This is a genomic window from Carboxylicivirga marina (assembly GCF_016612505.1).
Lineage (GTDB): Bacteria > Bacteroidota > Bacteroidia > Bacteroidales > Marinilabiliaceae > Carboxylicivirga > Carboxylicivirga marina.
On record NZ_JAENRR010000002.1, the window covers coordinates 93,344 to 113,355 of the forward strand.

The following is a 20,012-nucleotide window of genomic DNA, read 5'->3' on the forward strand; positions in this document are numbered from 1 at the left end:
TAAATTAACAAGTAGTTAGTCAATAGAAAACCAAAAACTGATGCTAATATAATTACCCAATGTACAAGGTGCATCAGGGTGTTGTATATTTTGTATTGCATTTAACTGTTTTCTAGTATTGTTTTAATTACATCTTGCGAACGCCCAATTTTATGAATCGCATCTATATATTCGTCAAGCAGATCGGTATGCGTAGTCGTAAAACAAGGGAATTTGATTAGTTCACCATTTACTTTTCGAGTTTTATCAAACCCTCCTGGATTATATTCAGGGCAAAGTGAATCATCCAATCTAAGGACTTTTTTATATGCTCCTTCCGTGAAAAATGGCTGTTCATGTAATAGAGGATATCTTGGTTCAGAAACATCGCACCCCTCGGATAGAAGAGCTTTAACCCATTCAGTTGCTGTTAATTTGTTTTTATTATTCAACTGAGGTCTTGCTACAAATTCAAAATATGTGCGACTCCAGTTTTCAGTATCAGTATAACAGTTAAAGCCATAGTTTTCTAATGCTTCAGATAACCTGATCATATTAGACTTTCTAATGGCATTTCTTTCATCAAGCTTTTTTAATGAGTTGAGCCCGATTGATGCAGATACGGGAGCAATTCTAGTTTTGACTCCAAAACTTGTTGCAGCAAATCTACTGTCAGGAGTATCGAGTTCAACTATTCGGGTTATATCTCCAAAGAGTATTGCTTTATTATAATATTCAAGATTATTGGTCAATAGCATACCGCCTTCGCCAGCGGGAGCAAGTTTATCACCTTGAAGGCTGAAAACAGATATGTCTCCAAACGATCCAACAGGCTTATTCTTAAATTGAGCTCCATGCGCATGTGAAGCATCTTCAATTATAAGTAAGCGTTTTTCTTTAGCAAAGTTGAGAATGGCTTCATAGTTCCCTGGTATACCCCATAGAGGCACAATTACTATAGCTTTTACATTGGGATTCCATTTAGCTCGGATATCTTCCAAATCAAGACCAAGCTCTGTGTCTTCTGATTCACAGAAGATAGGAACCAGACCATGCCACATCATTGGAAGAGCACTAGCCCAAAAAGTTGCAGTTGGGACTAGTATTTGGTCACCAGGTTTTAAATCAAGTGCCCAAAAAGCAGCCATTAAAGCAGATGTGCCGTTATTATGTGCAAGTGCATATTTTGACCTAATCCTTTCTCGGTATGCTTTTTCTAGTTCTCTAATTATTGGATGAGTTGAAATGTTGGCATCTTCGAATAGAGAATTAATAGAGGATAACTCACCTTGTCCAGCTGAGGCCATTGTGTTTGTTCCTTATGTGTATCCGTTGAAGATTGAACAGATTTTTCACCACCCTGTAAAGCTAGTTTTCCCATGTTGTTCGTTCTTTACGTTGTGTTTCTGTATATTTTTTGAAATCGAATTCAGCTTCTGATTTTGAACAATGAATCAACTCACTAATTTTCATTATATCGTGAAGGTATTCATTTTTGAAACCAAGACCACCAACTGGAATCCATTGTGCAATATTAGTTCGGCGTCTTAAATAATCATCTAGACACCTCACCTGTGTATTCTTTACAGTCCAATCAACATCAGGCAATTCAATTCCATTATAAAATTCGTTTGTTGTAGGTGCTTGCACTGTTGAGTTGAAATTGATAGGATTGGGGCTCTCCTTAAATATTTTGTAATATACTTCATTTGAAAACTCTAACCCTCCAGATAGTTTCCCTCCGAAAACAGTATGCCATGGAATCTTTTTGTTGGATTCGAATATGGCTTTTCGGCTTAGATCGAGACTGTACTTTACTTCGTTATCATTTTGTTTTACAAGTGGGCGGATGCCTGTTCTAACATTTATTATATCAGACTTGGATATCTTATTTTTAAGTTTAGCATTTAACTTGTCTAAAAGAAATGTGACATCTTCTTTTGTAACAGGCAGTTCTTTTTCTGATATAATTGAAGTTTCTGTTGGTCCCCACATTATTGTATTTCCCCATGGCACCCAGCATAATGTATCGTTATTTTCTTCCATATCAACAACGAACGCGTCTTTTTGAGTTTTAGGATTGTTTAAAAGCAAGTAAACTCCTTTACTTAAGTGGTGCGATGCCTTTGTTTGTATGTTAAACTGTTTATTGACATTATCAGCCCAAATGCCACAGGTATTTACGATCGATTTTGCGTATACAGTTGTTTTAACCTTTTCATAATTAATAAACAGAATTTTAAAATGGTTTTCTTTTTCTTCCCATTCTATGGATTGAATGTTTGTATAATTATATGCTTTTGATTCGGTTGCGTTTTGCCTGAAAATCCAATCCAGTGTGAATTGTGAATCGCTCAGTTTTAAAAATCCTTCTTCATAAGACAATCCTCCTTTGAAAAGAGTCTTAGACCAGTTGAAAGGAAGCTTATTGTTAGCAAAGCATTTAGTTTTTCCTCGCTTTAGTAATCCAAGAATCCGATATAAGGCTAAGCCAGCTCGCATTATGAAAAAAGATCTTTCACTGTTTTTAAGAAAAGTATAGCTGAACCTCCGAGTATAAACATGCTTGGAGTATTTAATAAGTCTGTCTCTGGCTTTGCATAATTTTCTGACAAGATTGAATTCAAAATTTTGCAGGTACAAGATACCTCCCCAAACCATCATACCTGAAGCTTGAGAAGAGCCTGAAGCAAAGTCATTCTTATCTAATAGTAATACTTTTTTAGAAGAGTCTGTAGCTATCCTGTATAGCATAGAGCCATTAATACCTGCACCTAGTATTAGGAGATCGTATTCGTTAATATGTTGTTTTACGTTCAAAATGTGCTAGGCAGTTACTAGATTTATTACTATTTCTCAATATAAATCACCCATGCCCTCGATCATTCACTTTTGTCATATTAGACGGCATAATATAAAACTACACATAATTAACACAAGTAGGCGTGAGTAAAGTAGGAATCGCATATGAAAAGTATTGTTTATCAGGTTGAAACGATGGTGCCTGTCGTTTCAATGTAGTTGGTAGTCGACAGCAGACATAAGATGCAAAACTATTTGTGCCATGACATCCGCAACTAAGTTGAAATTGGTTTATTCCAAGTGACGCTGGATAAGGTAACACATCATGCCAACGTCAGAACGTTCAACGGAACGAAATGCCGAAACAGTAGATCCGGCAGCGATTAACCAAAGGACATTTACCTTACCAAGGGAGAGCTCTGTAATCACGAGATGGTAGAGCAGAGCAGTCAGCCGAGGCCATCGTAGCTAGTTGTAATGAGCGGCATAGAAAAATGCAGAGGACTCACACACCAGTGAAGGGCTGAACGTTAATCTGCTCGAAATTAGAATAGGAAGTTTTCGTATGAATCTAGCCTATTCATAAAGTAGAGCATAGCTACTAAGGTGAAAAGAACTTAGTATTGATGATTAACGAACCGCCCAGTACGAGACCTGTACGCTGGGTGGTGCGAGAGGTTCTCCGATAGGCTAATGGCCTATCGGCAGCCTACTCGATTATGGTTTTTTTTATTACTTTCCTCCCTGTCAGATAACTAACAAGCATAAAAACTAAAAATAAAATAAATAGTCCAACAAGGTAACCCCAGCCATATTCTGTCAACCTACTAAAATCCTTAATAAGGATTCCAACTATTTTAATTAATAGAATTACAGAAATTATTATTGACAGCACTAATATTATTTTTCTCATAAATGAAAAATTAAAAACACCGTAAGAATTTAATCCTACGGTGTTCAAAGTTCTTATTTTTTCACTGTTGAAGTTGTTGGAGTATAGATTCCAAATGTAATCGCAGAAACAAGTCCGTTCACAAATGTTTGTCTTGTTGTCACTTCATAGTTTTCTGCTCCATCTGCCATTTCTTTACTGTTTGACACACCTACAGGAGCTAATCCAAAAATGACATAGTGATTCCATTCTGTAACTTCTGTGTTACCTTGTGCACCATCTCCGACTACACTTGTGTAAGTGTAACATGATGTCAATAAGAAACAACTTAACAAGGTTCCTCCTAAAACTTTTAATAATCCTTTTTTCATTATTATTTAAATTATTTATTTGCCCTACTCTTTAGGCTTTTCGGAATTCGCCCCTTTTTTAAAATGGTTTCTGGCCTCCATTATCTTGTTTTAATATTAGTTTCAGTATGATGTATTTTCTAGATTGCCCATAACGTAACCGATATACCACACTATGCTTTATATCGCGCTTATGGTATTTCATTTATTTTACGCCTGACGTTTTTAATATATACTATATATCAAATTGTCATACAACATAAAACTACTAATAATTCAATCATTATCGCGTGAGTAAAGTAGTATTAGCTCATAAAAAATATTCTTTATTTCACTGTCCTATTGATTTATATCCCATCAAGTAAGGGTGAGTCAGTGATATTAGGTATTTAGCATTATAATTAATGTGCACCGTATGTTAAGTGTGCGGTTTTATAACTCATTTATTCGCTTACTTGATTGAGTCGTGCGTTTACAATTGTCATCAGGGGGCTTTAAAACAGCATCACACCTCAATTCTATACGACAGTTTGGCTGCTCTTAGTCATGTACCTCATCCTCAAATCGAGTAGGGGTCTGGCCTGGCTGACAGGCCGGCTTTATTGGCGAAACGATGGTGGCAAATGGCGCACCATTCTTTGGGCTGCTAACAGTCAAGCACTTTGTAAGGGGGTACATGCGGTTTCGTACCTATCTTTTCTGTTTTTTAAGTGGCTACATGCGATGTTTTTGTCCTTGTTTCATATATATAAGTGCCGCTCTGCTGCATAGAAGCCATTTAGTCCGGTATTTGATCGCATGCCTCATATTTTAAGGTGCATTATTCCTATTTGCAAGTCCACCTATGCCATTTAGGAGCGATTAGTCCCGGGTGATAACAAAAATGGGGGTACTTCCGAAGTACCCCCTGTGGCAATCATTGCCCCATGCTATTCTCTGAAACTATTAATTATTACTTATCTCATCGGTGTTAATTGTGCTGGTTCTGTCGAACCGGCCTTTTAACTGGTTATAGAGGCTGTTGGCACCTGGTAAGCCAGCTTTGTTTGCTGCCTTCACCATATTATACACCATTAAGGCATTTGTGTAGGCTTCTGAACCTGCCAGTGTTTGTGTATCACGTAAGCGATCCAATAAATAACTAAGCGGAACAATTATTTCTTCCAGCTGGTCATACAAGTTCAGGTCCTTCGTCATTTCATCGGGCTTAACATATGCTGGTAAAATGCTACTATCGTTTTTGATAGCCATTTCAACATCTTTGATAAAACTCTGATTGCTTTTATTGATTTTGGGCAGTCGTTTGCGCTGCTCTGGTGTGATGCCAATTAAAAATGGCATGGCATTAGTGATTTGCTTAAGCAAGTCACTAACTTGTAACATGCTCTCGTCGGTCATCGTTACAGAAATTTGATTTTTTGAATCACTCATTGTTAACTTTTTTTAGGTTAAATCAGTTATAGCATGGAGCAGGTTGTCCATTTGTATTTTTTTGATGCAATGTTTTATATGCGAAACGGGAAGTTTCGTAACGAATTTGAAAGCTTTATACGATGATAATCGTTTTGCCTTATTATATCGAAAATCACCTTTTTTTTGGGGTGGTAAAAACTGAAAACATGATTATTGTAGATGTTCGGATTGGTTCAATTAACAACAGGCAACTATAATTTCTAAGTACATTGACTGAGCTTGTAACGAACAATAATACTGCGAACAGGTGAAGCTGTCGTATAGATGGTTTATGGCTGATTGTACTTACATTGTATGCGATAACGAATAAAACAATTGCAGAAACCATATAACCAAAATCTGAAGAGACCATGCTTGCTAGGCCAAGCAGCAAGGTTAAGATGACTAGTAGGTATTTATACATGATTGTTTAGGTATTAGATTTTCTTTTCGTTGATTGATACATGTTGTTATGTTTTCAAAGGAAAATGGTGTAATGAAATTAGCTTTTTTGTTTTTATGCGTATTTTGAACATGAGCTAATAAGTTTGATAGATTAACTAGTACTGTAGGATTTCTATAGGAATGTTTTTCTTTTCCAAAATCCTTCCTTAATAGATATTAAGATTAAGAAAGCAAGGACAATTATTTTGGCAACTATGCTTTCGTTGTGAGAAATAATGAAGGACCTATTAATGAAAACAAAGATTTTTGTAATAATTATCTGACATATATTCACAAATCCTATGCTTGTGAATAATAGTATACATATCTTGATGATTAGGGTGATAGTTTTTTTCATAGTAGTATTTTAGGCTGGTATATAAATACCAGCCTTTATTTAATTATTCTGTAGAATACTTCTCAATTTGTTTGTCAATCCAACCATGTGCATATCCGATGCCATATGCAACGGTTTCAACTGCTCCAATGACTCCAAAAACTAATAAAACGCCACCTAGCGGTGTGATACCTCCATTAGTTTCTTTAAGTTCTTTTGAGTCTAACTCTCGTATTAAATTTAGTTCTTTCATATCTGTTAATTATTACCTGCTTCATAACCTCTTTCATAACTATCTCCGGTTCTTTCTCTAAACATTCCAGCTACAGCACCAACTGCAGCGGATCTCAAGGCAAAGCCACCCCAGCCAACTGCAGCAACTACTAATAATGGAATAATCCCTCCATCAATAATCTTGATTTCCTTTGCATCCATCTCCTGAACGCCTAACTCATTTAAATTCTTCATTTTCACAAAATTTAAGTTTATAAATAATTAATTTTGTGCAGGCTGTGGCCTGCGCCCCGGTGGGTTAGTTTTGCAAGGACGTCCATCGGGGTATTTTATACCAGCAATTGAAAAATAATACTCTGGTATAATGCCGAGAGATGATTTAACAGTTTCAAAAAACGAAGTGCATTTGAAGCTTATAAAATCACTAATCGGTATTGTAACGTTACCTCTGCAATATTAGAACATGCGAGTCTCAAAAAATGAGACTGCTTACATTAAATTGTGAAAAATGTTAAGCAATTTAAGTTATTAAACCCTCCGTTTGTTACTTTCATTATGTCTTCCTGCAAAGGCATGGAATAAAAGCCACAATAAAATCCGACATCTTCGGTGTATACATAGCTTTGCTCATAAAGGCAATATTCAATCGGTGCACCAAATTCTCTCATTACATCAATGACTCGATACAGGGAAGCTTTTGATATTTCCAGCCGTTGTGCCAATTCAGGCGGAGGGCCGGTAGCTTGACGCTTTATAAGTTTATCAATTCTTTCCATTAGTTCAATGGTCTTGGTTAGTTTAGCCATAGTGTTTTGTTTTGGACTTTTAACTTTTCATTCTCATCTATTAGTTCTTCATTTTTAATGCTTCACTAAAAACAGGCATCTGCTTCTTCCACATCTTATAGTATTTCCCTTGCTGTTCATATAGCTGATAATGGCTGCCTTCTTCAATTAACTTTCCATTTTCGAGCACCACTATTTTATCAGCCTTCATCACGGTACTTAGTCGATGAGCAATAATAACAATGGTTTTGCCTTGCTGCTTTAATTGATCGATTGTGTTTTGTACATAGGCTTCTGAATCCGAGTCGAGCGAAGAAGTGGCTTCATCCAAAATCAACACCTCGGGATTGCGGTATAATGCGCGTGCAATGGCGAGGCGTTGCTTTTGTCCGCCACTGAGACTAGCGCCATTTTCTCCCAAATAAGTATTGAATCCATTGGGCAGATTTTCGATAAACTGTAGTATGCCCAATTGTTTGCAAATAGCTAGCACCTGTTCCATATCTGGGTTAAACTCACCTACGGCAATATTCTCCACCACATTTCCGGCAAATAAATCGAGCTTTTGCGGAACGCTGCTAACCAGTTGGCGCAGGCTCTCATTATCGAAGTAATTGATATTGTGATCTCCTATATAGATACTTCCTTTATTAAGCGGATACAGCTTTTGCATTAATGCTGCCAGTGTTGTTTTGCCCGAACCGCTTTCGCCAATAATGGCTGTTAATTGCCCTTTGGCGATTGTCAGCTTAAAGTTCTCAAATACATCCACCCGTGTACCATAACTAAATGATATATTCTCAAAACATATATCGCCCAACAAATCCTTACGTAATTCTATTTTATTTTCATCCGATTCGCGTTCCAAATCCATTATTTCGAATAAGCGGTCGCCTGCTATCAAGGCATTCTGAACAGTTTTATTCATGCCAATCAAACTGGCAGCCGGTGAAGTAAAATAACCTATGATGGCATAAAACGACAGCAACTCACCAGGTGTTATACTTTTGTCGATGACAAAATAGGAGCCCACCCATAACAAAACAATGGTGAATACCCGGCTTAGAAATTCAGATGAGTTTCCGGCAAAAATGGAATTAATACCCGATTTATACACCGTTTTAAGTAATGTGATAAATCGAAGCTCAGTTTTAACATTGGTAAAATCTTCTAAACCAAACTGCTTAATGGTGCGTACCGAATTAAGCGACTCCACTAACTGACTCTCCAGATCAGCTGCATGCTCCATCACTTTGCGTTCCTGTTTTTTATTTAGCTTGTTGGCAATAAAATAAGTTAATGCATATAGCGGAATTACAATGGCCATAATAAGTGCCAGTTTCCAGCTGTAGATAAACATTAAACCAAAAGAGAAGAAGATGATAAAAACATTGACCACCAAACTAACTGCCGTATCGTTGATAAAAGCACGAATCTTTACCGCATCATTAATGCGTGATATAATTTCACCCACCCGCATGGTGTCAAAAAAGCGCTGGGGTAATCGTAGCAGATGTTTGTAGTAGCCTAATATTAATTGAGCATCTATCAGCTGGCCTGTTCGAAGCATTAAAATGGTTTTTGCTGCTCCAATGAATATCTGAAACAGCAAAATGCTTATCATGCCAACGCTCAACAGATTTAGTAGGTTGGTGTTGCCGTCAACCAGCACATAGTCCGTTATCTTTTGTATGTATATGGAGGTGGATAACCCCAGCACAGTGTATAGAATGGCGCCAATCAAGGCCTGCATAATCATGCTTTTGTGTGGCTTTAACAAAAACACAAAACGACTGAGGTTAGATACCTTTTCATTACGTGCTACAAAATCGTCGTTAGGGGCAAAGAGGGCCAACACACCTGTCCATTTCATTTTAAACGCGGCAATCGATTCTTTATGCATTTTTCCATCACCTGGATCCATGTATTCTACTTCCTTAGCACTCACCTTGTAAATGACCACATAGTGCTGCAATACTTCCTTAACAATCACATGTGCGATGGCCGGTAGCGGGATTTTTGGCAAGGCTTCGATACCGCCTTTAACACCTTTGGCTGTAAAACCCATCTTTTCGGCGGCTTTAATGACACCCAGCACATTGGTGCCTTTTTTATCGGTTCCGGCAATCTGGCGAATCTTAGAAACGGGTAACTTTAACTTGTAATGTGCGGCTATTGATGCCAGGCATGCCGCTCCACAATCGGTGATGTCGCGTTGTTTTATTTTCATGGTTAAGGGTTAGAACGGATCGTTAAGGGGTAAGAACTAAAAGTGAATAGTTATGATTTTAGCTTGGCTTTGATGGTTTTAATGGTGGAAACCAGCATAGCTATTAGCTCGTTGCATTGATTATTGAGCACAGTAAACTTGGTTTCGGTTATGTGTTTAGTGTCAAACAAGAGATGAACCCAATATGCTGTTTCGTTGGCTTCTTTAAGCGAGATGCTCATTTTGTGAATAAAATCAAGTTTACTCTGAGCAAATTCTGCTTCACGAATCAATGCACCCACTGCGGTAGCGCTACGCATAATCTGACGACTCAAAACAAACTCTTTGTCGTTTTGAACCTGTCGCGCCAATTGAACAATCTTGATTGCAAACAGATAACTCTTATCTCGTAAAGGACTATTCTTTTTCATCATTATTATTAATTTTTTTCACTCTTCACTCTTTTAGTCACTCTTTCTTAGTTTCGGATTCAACCAATCATCTACTTTATCGAATAATAGTTGGTACAAAGTTCTTTCGGTAAGCACAAAGCGCCCTGTTAAGGTCATTCCCCTTTTCACCATGCCTTTGTGTCCTGATTTTAACTGTAAATAGTCGATTGGTAATTTACACCTCACCCGAAATACTGGTTGTTGATTGACAAGAATGATGTCGTTTGATATACAGGCTACTTGGGTCTCAATCATGCCCCATTGGTGATAGTTAAAGGCATCAAATTGTAAACGAACTTTTTGCTCTTTTTTAATAAAACCAATGTCTTTTGGTTGGATGTAACATTCAGCAATAAGTTCCTTATCTGGTGAAATCTGCGCCAGTGCCTGACCGGGTGTAATGTAACTGCCGGTATAAATACCTGCCATTTGTGTTAGTGTGCCATTAACAGGGGCTCGTAATACATATAATTCTTTCTCTTTTCTTGATTTTAAAATATCTGACATATGTCTTCTATTGGCTTGCTCCAATTTGACCAATTCTTGTTGCCATGCAGTGTAAGCTTGTTTCTTGTAGACGTCCAGTTTTGATACAGCAGCATCGTATCTGTTTTTCTTCAGAAGGAGCTCAAATTCTGGTGTTACATTGTCGCTATATAATTCTTGAGCCAGTTGATATTCCTTTTTAAGCAAGGCTATATCAATATTGAAATTTTCAACTTCAGCCTGATTCTGGATGCTTTCTTGCCGATATTTAGTTGTTGATACATCTGTATGTCCTTTAATTAGCCTGCGTAAGTCGTGAATGAATAAGTTATTTTCAGCAATTGTATTGTCCAGTAACTGAATGTGCTCCTGAATTAGATCGGTGCACAGTACTAACAAGGTATCACCCTTATGAACGTTTTCTCCTTCAGTGATATTCAGATATTCTATTCGGCCCGCATTGGAACTCTGGATAAGATTATTTTCATATGCTGTTTTTACTGAACCTCTGCTTTGAGTAGTTATCTCCATTGTTATAAATGGAAGTGTACATATGGTTCCTGATACTAAAAGAATAACTAATATATATACCCAATAAAACTGACGCTTATGTCGATGAAAATGCGATTCAAATGAATATTCAGTGATGTCAGGAGGGAAGATTTGCTTCATAAATAAGAGGAGGTTTATTATTAAGTATGTAAAGTTAGAATAGAACTTGTCCAAAAAAATGGACAGAGGTATAGATTCCTCCGTTAATTTTACTCAATTCATCAGCTTTTAGAATTTGTATGGGAGCGGCTACCTTGATCTTGATTGCATCCTTAAAGTAGAATGTTTTTTGTTTTTTGCAGTATTTAATAATGATGCCAATATCCTTTAGTTCATCAAGAAGGTTGTAGAGTTTCCCTCTTGAAATGCCTAGTTTTTTCGGGAATGTGCATGTGCATCCTGTTTGTTCCTTTTCAATCAAATCGAACATTCTTCGTAGTACTTTTAATTCGTCAAATAATTTCATATCAAAATCGAGAAATGAGAATAACCAGCAATTACTAGTTAATAGCAGTACACGAAAATCGTAACACCTTTTTGAACGCTAATTTCAGTTTCCTTGACGAATACACGGTTTTTAATGACTAACGGCTAGAGAACGTGGGTTAATGTCATGTTCTTCAATTAACATATAAAAATTTAGATTTATTTTTCTCTTGGCGGATTTTAATTATCATTGTAAAAAATCGACACACATGAGACTTAAAACATTAACCACCATTACCATGGGCCTGTGCTTTTTATCGGCCTGCCAGCAAAAACCTTTGGATGCTCACAAGCTGCATCAAAAAGCCATTACCATCGATACCCATGTAGATACGCCCATGCGTTTTTTGCGCGAGTCCTTTGATATTGGCCAAACGCACGAAGCACCATCGAGCCGGGTAGACCTGCCACGCATGAAAGCGGGTGGCTTAGATGCCATTTTCTTCGCCATTTTCACCAGTCAGCGCCAGCGTACTGATGAGAATTATGCCCTGGCCTACCAAATGGCGCATCAAATGATTGATTCAACCGAAAAGGCCCTGGCCTTAAACAAAGACATGGCCTCACTGGCCTTAAAAGCCGACGATGCAGCCGCCATTGAAAAGCAAGGTAAGCGCGCCATTTACCTGGGCATGGAAAATGGTTTTCCGCTTAATAAAGACATTGGCAGGGTAGAGGAGTTTTACAAGCGAGGCGTGCGCTACGTAACGCTGGCACATACCAAAAACAACGATATCTGTGATTCGTCAACCGATAAAAACGGAGCCGAGCACAATGGTTTGAGCGCCTATGGAACCGAGGTGGTTAAAGAAATGAATCGCCTGGGCATGCTCATTGATGTATCGCATATTTCCGACAAGGCTTTTTATGATGTGATAAAAGAAAGCAAGGCGCCTGTTTTTGCCTCGCACTCATCGGTTCGTGCCATCTGTAATCATCCGCGCAATATGGACGATGAGATGATAAAAACACTGGCCGCCCATAATGGGGTGATTCAAATTTGTATTCTGGGTGCTTATATTCAGGATGAAGACACCACTTCGCTTAACTATGTGAAAAAGGAGGAGCTTCGCCTGAAATACAACAACTGGACCTATACCTCCGATGAAGAGCGTAAGAAAGCCTGGGGCGAGTGGCGCGAAATCAATAAGAAGTACCCGGCCCAATTGCCAAACATTGCGCGGGCTGTTGATCACATCGATTACGTGGTGAAACTTGTTGGGGTCGATTACGTGGGCATTGGCTCCGACTTTGATGGCGGCGGCGGATTGGCCGATTGTGTTGATGTGGCCGATTTCCCTAAAATTACAGCAGAGCTGGTTAAGCGTGGCTATCCCGAAGAGGATATTCTAAAAATATGGGGTGGCAACTTCTTACGCGTATTTAAAGCGGTTGAAAAGGCGGCGAAGGTATAAGAATACCTAAACCTGTCAGGTTTTAAAATAATCATCAAAAAAAGGCTGCAACAGAATAACTCTGAAGCAACCTTTGTATTTAAGTACAAACGTTTCTTATCGCTGAGTAAGCACCCACACGGTTTTGAAATCCTCCAATTGACGATAAGCGCCTAAATCATTCACAGCACTCGTCTTATTAGGATATCCGTTTAAGGCTACTCGGTATCTGCTGTTGGGGCTGGCCAGTACAAATGCCTGTTCTTCACCCATTTCTTGTACAATTTTTAAAAAGCGTTTGGCCTGGCTCTCGGTCTTAAAGCTGCCGGCAATCAAGTAGTAACTGTTTTTCACTACTGGTTCTTCATCCTCAATGGCTTCTTGTATATCTTCCCTTGAAACCGTCAGGCTTTCTTCGCTGCTATACTCATTGCTGGCAGCAGGCATTATAATCGATAAGGCATTGGCCGACTGTAAGTCCTTGCGAACAGGATTATCAAGCGACTGAGAAATAGCAAATAAACCAACAATCATGGCCACTGAGGCAGCAATTTGTTTCAAGCCTACCGGTTGCAATAATCGACGAACCTGAGCGTTTTCAGTCAGTGGTTTTTGAGCTGACACAACTGGTTTAAAATGAAATGATGATAAGCCATAGGCATCTGTTAAGTAGGCTTCTGAGTTATCGGCTACAAACTGTAAATAACCTAACGCATCTTTTTTCAGGATGCCCACCTTACTAATACTGGCCTGTGTTCCATTTTCAATATTCGCGCGAATGCCAGCCACAAACTCCTCAACCATTATTTTGGCTTTACCGTAGCTTGTGTCGTTAGCTTGTGCCAGAGTGCTGATAAGCAAACCGTCGTTGTGCGATAGACTTCGGTTAAAACCTATTTCTTTCGATGGTGGTAAAAACATGTTTTTATCGGCATCAAAACGGGCACTCACATTAGTAGAAACAAGCGCTCCTAATTCAGGAATTATCACACATTCATGTGTAAATAATAGATTAGATATGTGTTGGTCAACTGCTGTCATAATTACAAAATTAGTAAAAACGTTGTTTACACGATTAACTTTCTTTCAACAGGTGTTGGTAAGCTGTTGAAAAATGGTTGATAACAAAGCGAGTTATTAACCTTTAAACGCTGATGAAGTGACTAAGTTACTAAATAAGAGCAGAAATAGCGAATAATGAATTGTGGATAAAAATTAAAGTGCATTGTTAATAAGCAGTTCTGATGACATCAAATCAGGTGCATCAATGATTCTAAACCACTCAAAAGGGATGGCTTGCAGCATGATTCAAATGCGCACTCGTGCCGATAAAAGTATATTTAACTTTTATTAATAGACTGAAAGCCAAATTAGCCCATCATTCAGAGCTTGGTTTGTAAACGATTTATTACTTTTACGGCTCGTTTAATGATGAAACGAACAAGTCTGATGTGATTTTAAGCTTAAACGTAAGAAAAATACACAGCTTGTTAGTTCAACCTGAGATGAAATACAAACGTGTCAGGTGAAAAAAAGCTAATCTAATGGCAAAGCAAATTTTAGTAACCGGCGGAACAGGTTACATTGGTTCACACACCGTGGTGGAGCTTCAGGAACAAGGATTTGATGTTGTAATCGTTGACAACCTTTCCAATTCAAAAATTGAAGTATTAGATAACATTGAGAAAATCACGGGCATTCGTCCGGCTTTTGAGCAATTTGATTTATCAGAAAGAGATTTAACAGATGCTTTCTTTCAAAAGTACACCAATGTTGAGGCCATCATACATTTTGCCGCATTCAAGGCTGTTGGCGAGTCGGTGCAGAAGCCTTTGGAATATTACCGTAACAACATGGGTTCATTAATGAACTTGTTGGAGTGTATGAATAAGTACAAGGTACCGCACATGGTATTTTCTTCATCATGTACTGTTTATGGCCAGCCCGATGTATTACCTGTTACCGAGGAAACACCACGTAAAGAAGCGGAGTCACCTTATGGCAATACAAAAGCCATTTGTGAAGATATTATGCGCGACTATACAAAGTCCAATGAGAAGGTGAACTGTATTGCTTTGCGTTATTTTAACCCGATTGGGGCTCATCCTACAGCATTAATTGGTGAGTTGCCTGTAGGTGTACCAAATAACCTGGTGCCTTTTATTACGCAAACAGCTGCTGGTTTGCGCGATGAGCTAAGCATTTTTGGTGACGATTACGATACCGAAGATGGAACAGCCATTCGCGACTATATCAATGTGGTAGATTTAGCTAAAGCGCATGTGGTAGCAATCGACCGTATGCTAAATGGCAAATCGAAAGCCAACTACGAGTACTTTAATGTGGGTACAGGTGCTGGTTACTCGGTGATGCAATTGGTGAAGTCTTTTATCGAAGTCAACAAAGTAGACCTAAAATATAAGATTGTAGACCGCAGAGCTGGCGATATTGAAAAAATATGGGCCGACACAAGCTATGGTAATAACGAGTTGGGCTGGAAAGCCGAAAAGACCCTTGAAGAAACATTGGCATCGGCCTGGGCCTGGGAAAAGAATGTGCGAGGATTATCTTAAGTCCGCGAGCAAGGTTATTTCATAAGAGTTGATGATGATAGGTCGTCAGAATATAACAAGCTGCTGGTTTTTTACCGGCAGCTTTTGTTTTTTGTAACAAAACAAGGGTAGCTCAGTATAACCATTTTTCTAACCTATTTTAAAAAACAGAAATATGGAAAATGTAGGATTATTTGGGGGCCTTATTTACATGGTCGTTCTTGTTTTAATGATTGTGTCGATGTGTCGTATTTTTGAAAAGGCCGGTAAGCCAGGATGGGCTTCATTGATTCCAATTTTCAATCATTGTAATGATTGAAATCGTTGGTAAGCCAATATTATGGATTGTATGGCTTTTGATTCCAGGTGTTAATATCATCTTTGCAATTTGGTTAATCAACTTGTTGGCCAAAAGCTTTGGTAAAGGCGTTGGTTTCACTTTAGGATTGTTAATTCCTCCATTCACATTTATTTTCTATCCAATACTAGGATTAGGTGATGCGAAATATGAAGGACCAGCTGGTTCGTAATTCAATACCGTATAGTATGATGGAGCCATCTCAGTTTTGAAGTGGCTTTTTTAAAGAAGTATTTATCTAACCGAGTTGTTATCCGCCGAAAGGGTTATCATTGAATTGATTACTGTCCAGTTGCGTATCGCTAAAAGGAGAACTTGCTTGCGCCGCACCTTTGGGCTTGCCTCCTGGTCCATAACCGCCGCCTTGTCCATGCCCATTGCCCAGCTGAGTACTCATCAGAATTAATGAGATACTCCTATCTATCTTAACCACAGATATAGTTGGTCTAATGTATTTTTTTCTTCCCACAATAAAGCATTCCCTCGACACAGGCGTGTCAATCACTATTCGTTTTATTAAATATTACAAGCTTACAACAAGTTGTTGATGATGGAATACGTAATAATTAGGGAATAGTTACCTCATGTAATAATAAGTCCTAATTTATGTGTGTTTTGTAATTATGGCGCTTTTAGGAAGTAATTTAAGTTATTACCAAAAAACTTCTCTACTTTTCAAATTTCAACTATTTTTGCCCTTCCGCTGTGGCGGAAGGACTTGTCTCGCAGTAAGTGAGATGTTTCAGATTACGAAATATAAGAAAAAAGATATGGCACAAGAGGACGTTTTTAAGAAGCTGGTGGCTCACTGTAAAGAGTATGGTTTCGTATTTCAATCAAGCGAAATATACGATGGATTAGGCGCTGTGTATGATTACGCGCAAAATGGTGTTGAGCTAAAAAATAACATCAAAAAATACTGGTGGGATGCCATGGTATTGTTGCACGAAAATGTGGTGGGTATCGACTCAGCTATTTTTATGCACCCAACTACATGGAAAGCTTCGGGCCACGTAGATGCTTTTAACGATCCTTTGATTGATAACAAAGATTCGAAAAAACGTTACCGTGCCGATGTGTTGATTGAAGATCTGATTCAGAAGTTCGAAGAGAAAATCAACAAAGAAGTAAAGAAAGCTGAAAAACGCTTTGGTGAAAGTTTCGATAAGGCTCAGTTCCTGGAAACCAATCCACGTGTATTAGCTAATCAAAAGAAAATTGATGAGGTTCACACGCGCTTTGCAAAGGCTTTAAACGATAATGATTTGGAAGATTTACGTCAGATCATCGTCGATTATGAAATTGCCTGTCCGATATCAGGCACGAAAGAATGGACCGATGTACGTCAGTTCAACCTGATGTTCTCAACCGAAATGGGTTCAACGGCCGATGGGGCACAAACCATTTACCTGCGCCCCGAAACAGCACAGGGTATCTTTGTAAATTACCTGAACGTGCAAAAGACTGGTCGTATGAAGCTGCCATTTGGCATTGCACAAATTGGTAAAGCTTTCCGTAACGAGATTGTGGCCCGTCAGTTTATCTTCCGCATGCGTGAGTTCGAACAGATGGAGATGCAATTCTTTGTTCGTCCGGGCGAAGAAATGAAGTGGTTCGAGTATTGGAAAGACGCTCGTCTTCGTTGGCACAAGTCATTGGGTATGGGCGATGAAAGCTACCGTTACCACGACCATGAGAAATTAGCGCATTACGCCAATGCGGCTACCGACATCGAATTTAAAATGCCATTTGGCTTTAAAGAAGTAGAAGGTATTCACTCGCGTACCGACTTTGATTTATCGCAGCACCAGGAGCATTCAGGTAAGAAAATCCAATATTTCGACCCTGAACTAAATAAGAGCTATGTGCCTTATGTGGTAGAAACATCAATTGGTGTTGACCGCATGTTCCTTAGTATTATGGCTGGTGCCTATAATGAAGAAGAAGTAGAAGGTAAAGGTGGCAAGAAAGAAACACGTGTGGTATTGAACTTACCGCCGGTATTGGCTCCAATCAAATTGGCCGTAATGCCATTGGTGAAGAAAGATGGTCTGCCTGAAAAAGCACGCGCCATTATTGATGACTTGAAGTTTGATTTCAACTGCCAGTACGATGAAAAAGACAGTATCGGTAAACGCTACCGTCGTCAGGATGCCATTGGTACACCTTTCTGTGTAACGGTTGATCACCAGGCACTGGAAGATGATACAGTAACCATTCGTTACCGCGACACCATGGCGCAGGAGCGTGTGAAAATTACTGACCTACAGGGTATCATCAGTAAGAAAGTAAGCATGCGCGAAGCGTTTAAGAACTTGTAGAAATAGCTAAGTAGTTATCAGGCAGAAAATGATTGCCTGACACAAAATATAAAGCCCGGTTGAGTATTCAATCGGGCTTTGCTGTTTTATTTCTTCTTCTTTTCCTTTATGGCTTGTTCTTCTTCGGCAGCTTTCTTCTCTTCTTCCAGTTTTTTCCATTCTTCAACTGTGGTATACTTTACTTCATCCGGATCGCCATCCCGGTAACCATCTTTAAATTCCGGATATTCTTCATGTCCGCTTCCACTTATTTCAATGCTTTTGCAGCTTGCTAATACGACAATAAGTAAAAGGATTCCAACAATGTTTAGTCGCTTCATAGAGGTGAGTTTAGCTTTATCGTTTAACCAAATGTAATAAAATTCTCCTTAGAGGATGGTTGATGGCGGTTGGATACACGTCAATCGTATTAAAAGGATCTTTTTTTTGAATTGCATAATACCGACATAAGCAGCGTAGTTTGGGACCCATTGACATAAACGGAGGGAAGAAAAATTTGATACCAAACTGTTAATCTTTAAATTATTGCGATAAATGAAAGCAGTATCAAACTTGTTTGAATAATGCTGAATGAAGCAATAAACAAGCAGTAATTTTTCCCGTAGAGTTGTCTTAATGGGTAAACGAGTGCTTCGGTCGGCGGCTTTTTTTCTCCCCTTTTTGAGCTGGAGGCAAAAAGGGGAAGCCTCAACGGCTTGAGTTGTAAAACAATTTCTTAAATGCAATTGCTGTGCTGTTAGATAGCTACTTACAAATAAGCTCAGCTTATTACATCTGTACATGAAACTTCTCAGGAAACTGAGACGGAATGGCTTCCACATCCTCATCCATCAATTGTCGCAGGTCGCGTTCAATACCTCTGGCAATGGTGGAGATAGGCACATCATTGGCCGAGCCTTCAAAAGGATTTTCTCCCACTGTGCCAATGCGCATCATGGTATGGAAAATCCACGAAACAGCACCGCAAAAAGGAACGGCTAACCAAACGAAATAAGTATCAGCCAATGGAAAACTGCTTTGTACCTTTTGAGCAATGGTTTCAAACTCTGAGACTAATGCCAATGGCAGCATTAATAAAAACAGCCATACAAACTGGTGCGATAATGTGGCATACTGCCGCGGATAAGGAAAGTTTTTAATGCGTTCCGATTTACCTTGCAAGTCAAAAAGTTCACTGAGCTTTTGCTCAAGTTCCAGAAAGGAAAATTCCCAGATTATTTTTTTCTCTTTCAGATCCTTTAAATGCGATGATTGCAGGTATAATATGGCGGCTGCTTTATTGTCCTTTTGCATCACATATTGATGCTCTTCGGGACCTAGATACATCAATAAATCATCATTTAATGATGTTACACGTTCGGGTATGTAGGCCATGCGCGACCACTCACGATTGGTGCGATGCTTTTCAAATACTTCCCATTTTTTGCCTTGCCGCATGGCATGACGTAAGGCTGTGAGCCAGGCAATGTGCCGATAGATGAGTTGTTGCTTATGTTCTTTGATTTCATCATCGCTCAATGGCTCCTTAGCATATTCATTACTGAGCATTGCTTGTATCATCATGCCCCAGCTGCGCGATGTGTTAACCATACCACCCCATATCTTGCGAGCCTCCCAAATACGACCATAAGCGGCATTGTTCTGAAATCCGACAATAAAAGCCACAGCGGTACCTACCAAAGCAATAGGTGTCCAGGGCATGTCAATAAACACAAAGCCCATTGCTTCATACAGGAAAGTGATCAAAAGGGCATATAAAACAAAGAATAGTGTTTCGGCGCGAGTCCATAGCACCATGTCTTTTAAGGAGTAGCGAGTTTTCGTCAGCATCTGATATTCACATTTGGGGTTCTCAGTAAACTAACAAAAATGTAGCTGAAGTGTTGAAGGGAGCTGAAGCTAATTCCCTCGCGTTGCTCATGAGCAC

19 protein-coding genes are annotated in these 20,012 nt (G+C 38.9%); 4 read left to right on the top strand and 15 right to left on the bottom strand.

Annotated features, from left to right (window positions below; genetic code table 11):
* Positions 1-101: 101 nt before the first annotated feature.
* From JIV24_RS01380 to JIV24_RS01430, 11 genes are all read right to left on the bottom strand, one after another.
* On the bottom strand, positions 102-1,286 hold the full coding sequence (locus JIV24_RS01380) for a DegT/DnrJ/EryC1/StrS family aminotransferase (protein WP_200463204.1): 1,185 nt from the start codon (positions 1,284-1,286) through the stop codon (positions 102-104).
* A 61-nt stretch (positions 1,287-1,347) separates the two neighbouring features.
* Positions 1,348-2,799 carry an FAD-dependent oxidoreductase gene (locus tag JIV24_RS01385; RefSeq protein WP_200463205.1) on the bottom strand — a complete coding sequence of 484 codons (1,452 nt, stop codon included), beginning with the start codon at positions 2,797-2,799 and terminating at the stop codon, positions 1,348-1,350.
* Between the two features lie 948 nt (positions 2,800-3,747).
* Complete coding sequence (locus tag JIV24_RS01390; protein ID WP_200463206.1) at positions 3,748-4,044, bottom strand: Bor family protein; 297 nt, start codon at positions 4,042-4,044, stop codon at positions 3,748-3,750.
* Positions 4,045-4,968: 924 nt separating this feature from the next.
* Positions 4,969-5,454, bottom strand: a complete 486-nt coding sequence (locus JIV24_RS01395) for a hypothetical protein (protein WP_200463207.1) — start codon at positions 5,452-5,454, stop codon at positions 4,969-4,971.
* Positions 5,455-6,320: 866 nt separating this feature from the next.
* A complete protein-coding gene (locus JIV24_RS01400; protein ID WP_200463208.1) occupies positions 6,321-6,509 on the bottom strand; it encodes a class IIb bacteriocin, lactobin A/cerein 7B family in 189 nt (62 codons plus the stop codon).
* A gap of 5 nt (positions 6,510-6,514) precedes the next feature.
* Positions 6,515-6,724 carry a class IIb bacteriocin, lactobin A/cerein 7B family gene (locus JIV24_RS01405; protein WP_200463209.1) on the bottom strand — a complete coding sequence of 70 codons (210 nt, stop codon included), beginning with the start codon at positions 6,722-6,724 and terminating at the stop codon, positions 6,515-6,517.
* A 260-nt stretch (positions 6,725-6,984) separates the two neighbouring features.
* Positions 6,985-7,296, bottom strand: a complete 312-nt coding sequence (locus JIV24_RS01410; RefSeq protein ID WP_200463210.1) for an HTH domain-containing protein — start codon at positions 7,294-7,296, stop codon at positions 6,985-6,987.
* 40 nt (positions 7,297-7,336) lie between these two features.
* Positions 7,337-9,505, bottom strand: coding sequence for a peptidase domain-containing ABC transporter (locus tag JIV24_RS01415; RefSeq protein WP_200463211.1), 2,169 nt, complete (start codon positions 9,503-9,505; stop codon positions 7,337-7,339).
* A gap of 50 nt (positions 9,506-9,555) precedes the next feature.
* A complete protein-coding gene (locus JIV24_RS01420) occupies positions 9,556-9,918 on the bottom strand; it encodes a four helix bundle protein (protein ID WP_200463212.1) in 363 nt (120 codons plus the stop codon).
* A gap of 30 nt (positions 9,919-9,948) precedes the next feature.
* Positions 9,949-11,094, bottom strand: a complete 1,146-nt coding sequence (locus JIV24_RS01425) for an HlyD family secretion protein (protein ID WP_200463213.1) — start codon at positions 11,092-11,094, stop codon at positions 9,949-9,951.
* Positions 11,095-11,128: 34 nt separating this feature from the next.
* Complete coding sequence (locus tag JIV24_RS01430) at positions 11,129-11,440, bottom strand: hypothetical protein (RefSeq protein WP_200463214.1); 312 nt, start codon at positions 11,438-11,440, stop codon at positions 11,129-11,131.
* Positions 11,441-11,669: 229 nt separating this feature from the next.
* Here JIV24_RS01430 and JIV24_RS01435 point away from each other — a divergent pair, with 229 nt between their 5' ends.
* The gene (locus JIV24_RS01435; RefSeq protein ID WP_200463215.1) at positions 11,670-12,875 is read left to right on the top strand and encodes a dipeptidase; all 1,206 of its coding nucleotides are present in this window, start codon (positions 11,670-11,672) and stop codon (positions 12,873-12,875) included.
* A 96-nt stretch (positions 12,876-12,971) separates the two neighbouring features.
* On the opposite strand, the gene JIV24_RS01440 is transcribed toward JIV24_RS01435, so the two are convergent.
* The gene (locus JIV24_RS01440) at positions 12,972-13,895 is read right to left on the bottom strand and encodes an HU domain-containing protein (RefSeq protein WP_200463216.1); all 924 of its coding nucleotides are present in this window, start codon (positions 13,893-13,895) and stop codon (positions 12,972-12,974) included.
* A 503-nt stretch (positions 13,896-14,398) separates the two neighbouring features.
* Between JIV24_RS01440 and galE the strand changes: the two genes are divergently transcribed.
* Together galE and JIV24_RS01450 are read left to right on the top strand one after the other, a co-directional pair.
* Positions 14,399-15,427, top strand: a complete 1,029-nt coding sequence (galE, locus tag JIV24_RS01445) for a UDP-glucose 4-epimerase GalE (protein WP_200463217.1) — start codon at positions 14,399-14,401, stop codon at positions 15,425-15,427.
* 290 nt (positions 15,428-15,717) lie between these two features.
* Complete coding sequence (locus tag JIV24_RS01450; protein WP_200463218.1) at positions 15,718-15,936, top strand: DUF5684 domain-containing protein; 219 nt, start codon at positions 15,718-15,720, stop codon at positions 15,934-15,936.
* A gap of 78 nt (positions 15,937-16,014) precedes the next feature.
* On the opposite strand, the gene JIV24_RS01455 is transcribed toward JIV24_RS01450, so the two are convergent.
* Positions 16,015-16,161, bottom strand: a complete 147-nt coding sequence (locus tag JIV24_RS01455; protein WP_200463219.1) for a hypothetical protein — start codon at positions 16,159-16,161, stop codon at positions 16,015-16,017.
* A 373-nt stretch (positions 16,162-16,534) separates the two neighbouring features.
* On the opposite strand from JIV24_RS01455, the gene JIV24_RS01460 reads away from it, so the two are divergent.
* Entirely contained in the window at positions 16,535-18,085 is a 1,551-nt protein-coding gene (locus tag JIV24_RS01460; protein ID WP_200463220.1) for a glycine--tRNA ligase, read from the top strand.
* 86 nt (positions 18,086-18,171) lie between these two features.
* On the opposite strand, the gene JIV24_RS01465 is transcribed toward JIV24_RS01460, so the two are convergent.
* Together JIV24_RS01465 and JIV24_RS01470 are read right to left on the bottom strand one after the other, a co-directional pair.
* Positions 18,172-18,405, bottom strand: a complete 234-nt coding sequence (locus JIV24_RS01465) for a hypothetical protein (protein WP_200463221.1) — start codon at positions 18,403-18,405, stop codon at positions 18,172-18,174.
* A gap of 448 nt (positions 18,406-18,853) precedes the next feature.
* The gene (locus tag JIV24_RS01470; protein WP_200463222.1) at positions 18,854-19,915 is read right to left on the bottom strand and encodes a bestrophin family protein; all 1,062 of its coding nucleotides are present in this window, start codon (positions 19,913-19,915) and stop codon (positions 18,854-18,856) included.
* Positions 19,916-20,012: the final 97 nt, after the last annotated feature.

What these genes read in the sequence shown, in the direction of transcription:
- JIV24_RS01380 (WP_200463204.1), bottom strand. Translation starts at nt 1,286, where the DNA reads ATGGCCTCAGCTGGACAAGGTGAGTTATCCTCTATTAATTCTCTATTC.
- JIV24_RS01390 (WP_200463206.1), bottom strand. Translation starts at nt 4,044, where the DNA reads ATGAAAAAAGGATTATTAAAAGTTTTAGGAGGAACCTTGTTAAGTTGT.
- JIV24_RS01395 (WP_200463207.1), bottom strand. Translation starts at nt 5,454, where the DNA reads ATGAGTGATTCAAAAAATCAAATTTCTGTAACGATGACCGACGAGAGC.
- JIV24_RS01400 (WP_200463208.1), bottom strand. Translation starts at nt 6,509, where the DNA reads ATGAAAGAACTAAATTTAATACGAGAGTTAGACTCAAAAGAACTTAAA.
- JIV24_RS01405 (WP_200463209.1), bottom strand. Translation starts at nt 6,724, where the DNA reads ATGAAGAATTTAAATGAGTTAGGCGTTCAGGAGATGGATGCAAAGGAA.
- JIV24_RS01410 (WP_200463210.1), bottom strand. Translation starts at nt 7,296, where the DNA reads ATGGCTAAACTAACCAAGACCATTGAACTAATGGAAAGAATTGATAAA.
- JIV24_RS01415 (WP_200463211.1), bottom strand. Translation starts at nt 9,505, where the DNA reads ATGAAAATAAAACAACGCGACATCACCGATTGTGGAGCGGCATGCCTG.
- JIV24_RS01420 (WP_200463212.1), bottom strand. Translation starts at nt 9,918, where the DNA reads ATGATGAAAAAGAATAGTCCTTTACGAGATAAGAGTTATCTGTTTGCA.
- JIV24_RS01425 (WP_200463213.1), bottom strand. Translation starts at nt 11,094, where the DNA reads ATGAAGCAAATCTTCCCTCCTGACATCACTGAATATTCATTTGAATCG.
- JIV24_RS01430 (WP_200463214.1), bottom strand. Translation starts at nt 11,440, where the DNA reads ATGAAATTATTTGACGAATTAAAAGTACTACGAAGAATGTTCGATTTG.
- JIV24_RS01435 (WP_200463215.1), top strand. Translation starts at nt 11,670, where the DNA reads ATGAGACTTAAAACATTAACCACCATTACCATGGGCCTGTGCTTTTTA.
- JIV24_RS01440 (WP_200463216.1), bottom strand. Translation starts at nt 13,895, where the DNA reads ATGACAGCAGTTGACCAACACATATCTAATCTATTATTTACACATGAA.
- galE (WP_200463217.1), top strand. Translation starts at nt 14,399, where the DNA reads ATGGCAAAGCAAATTTTAGTAACCGGCGGAACAGGTTACATTGGTTCA.
- JIV24_RS01450 (WP_200463218.1), top strand. Translation starts at nt 15,718, where the DNA reads ATGATTGAAATCGTTGGTAAGCCAATATTATGGATTGTATGGCTTTTG.
- JIV24_RS01455 (WP_200463219.1), bottom strand. Translation starts at nt 16,161, where the DNA reads ATGAGTACTCAGCTGGGCAATGGGCATGGACAAGGCGGCGGTTATGGA.
- JIV24_RS01460 (WP_200463220.1), top strand. Translation starts at nt 16,535, where the DNA reads ATGGCACAAGAGGACGTTTTTAAGAAGCTGGTGGCTCACTGTAAAGAG.
- JIV24_RS01465 (WP_200463221.1), bottom strand. Translation starts at nt 18,405, where the DNA reads ATGAAGCGACTAAACATTGTTGGAATCCTTTTACTTATTGTCGTATTA.
- JIV24_RS01470 (WP_200463222.1), bottom strand. Translation starts at nt 19,915, where the DNA reads ATGCTGACGAAAACTCGCTACTCCTTAAAAGACATGGTGCTATGGACT.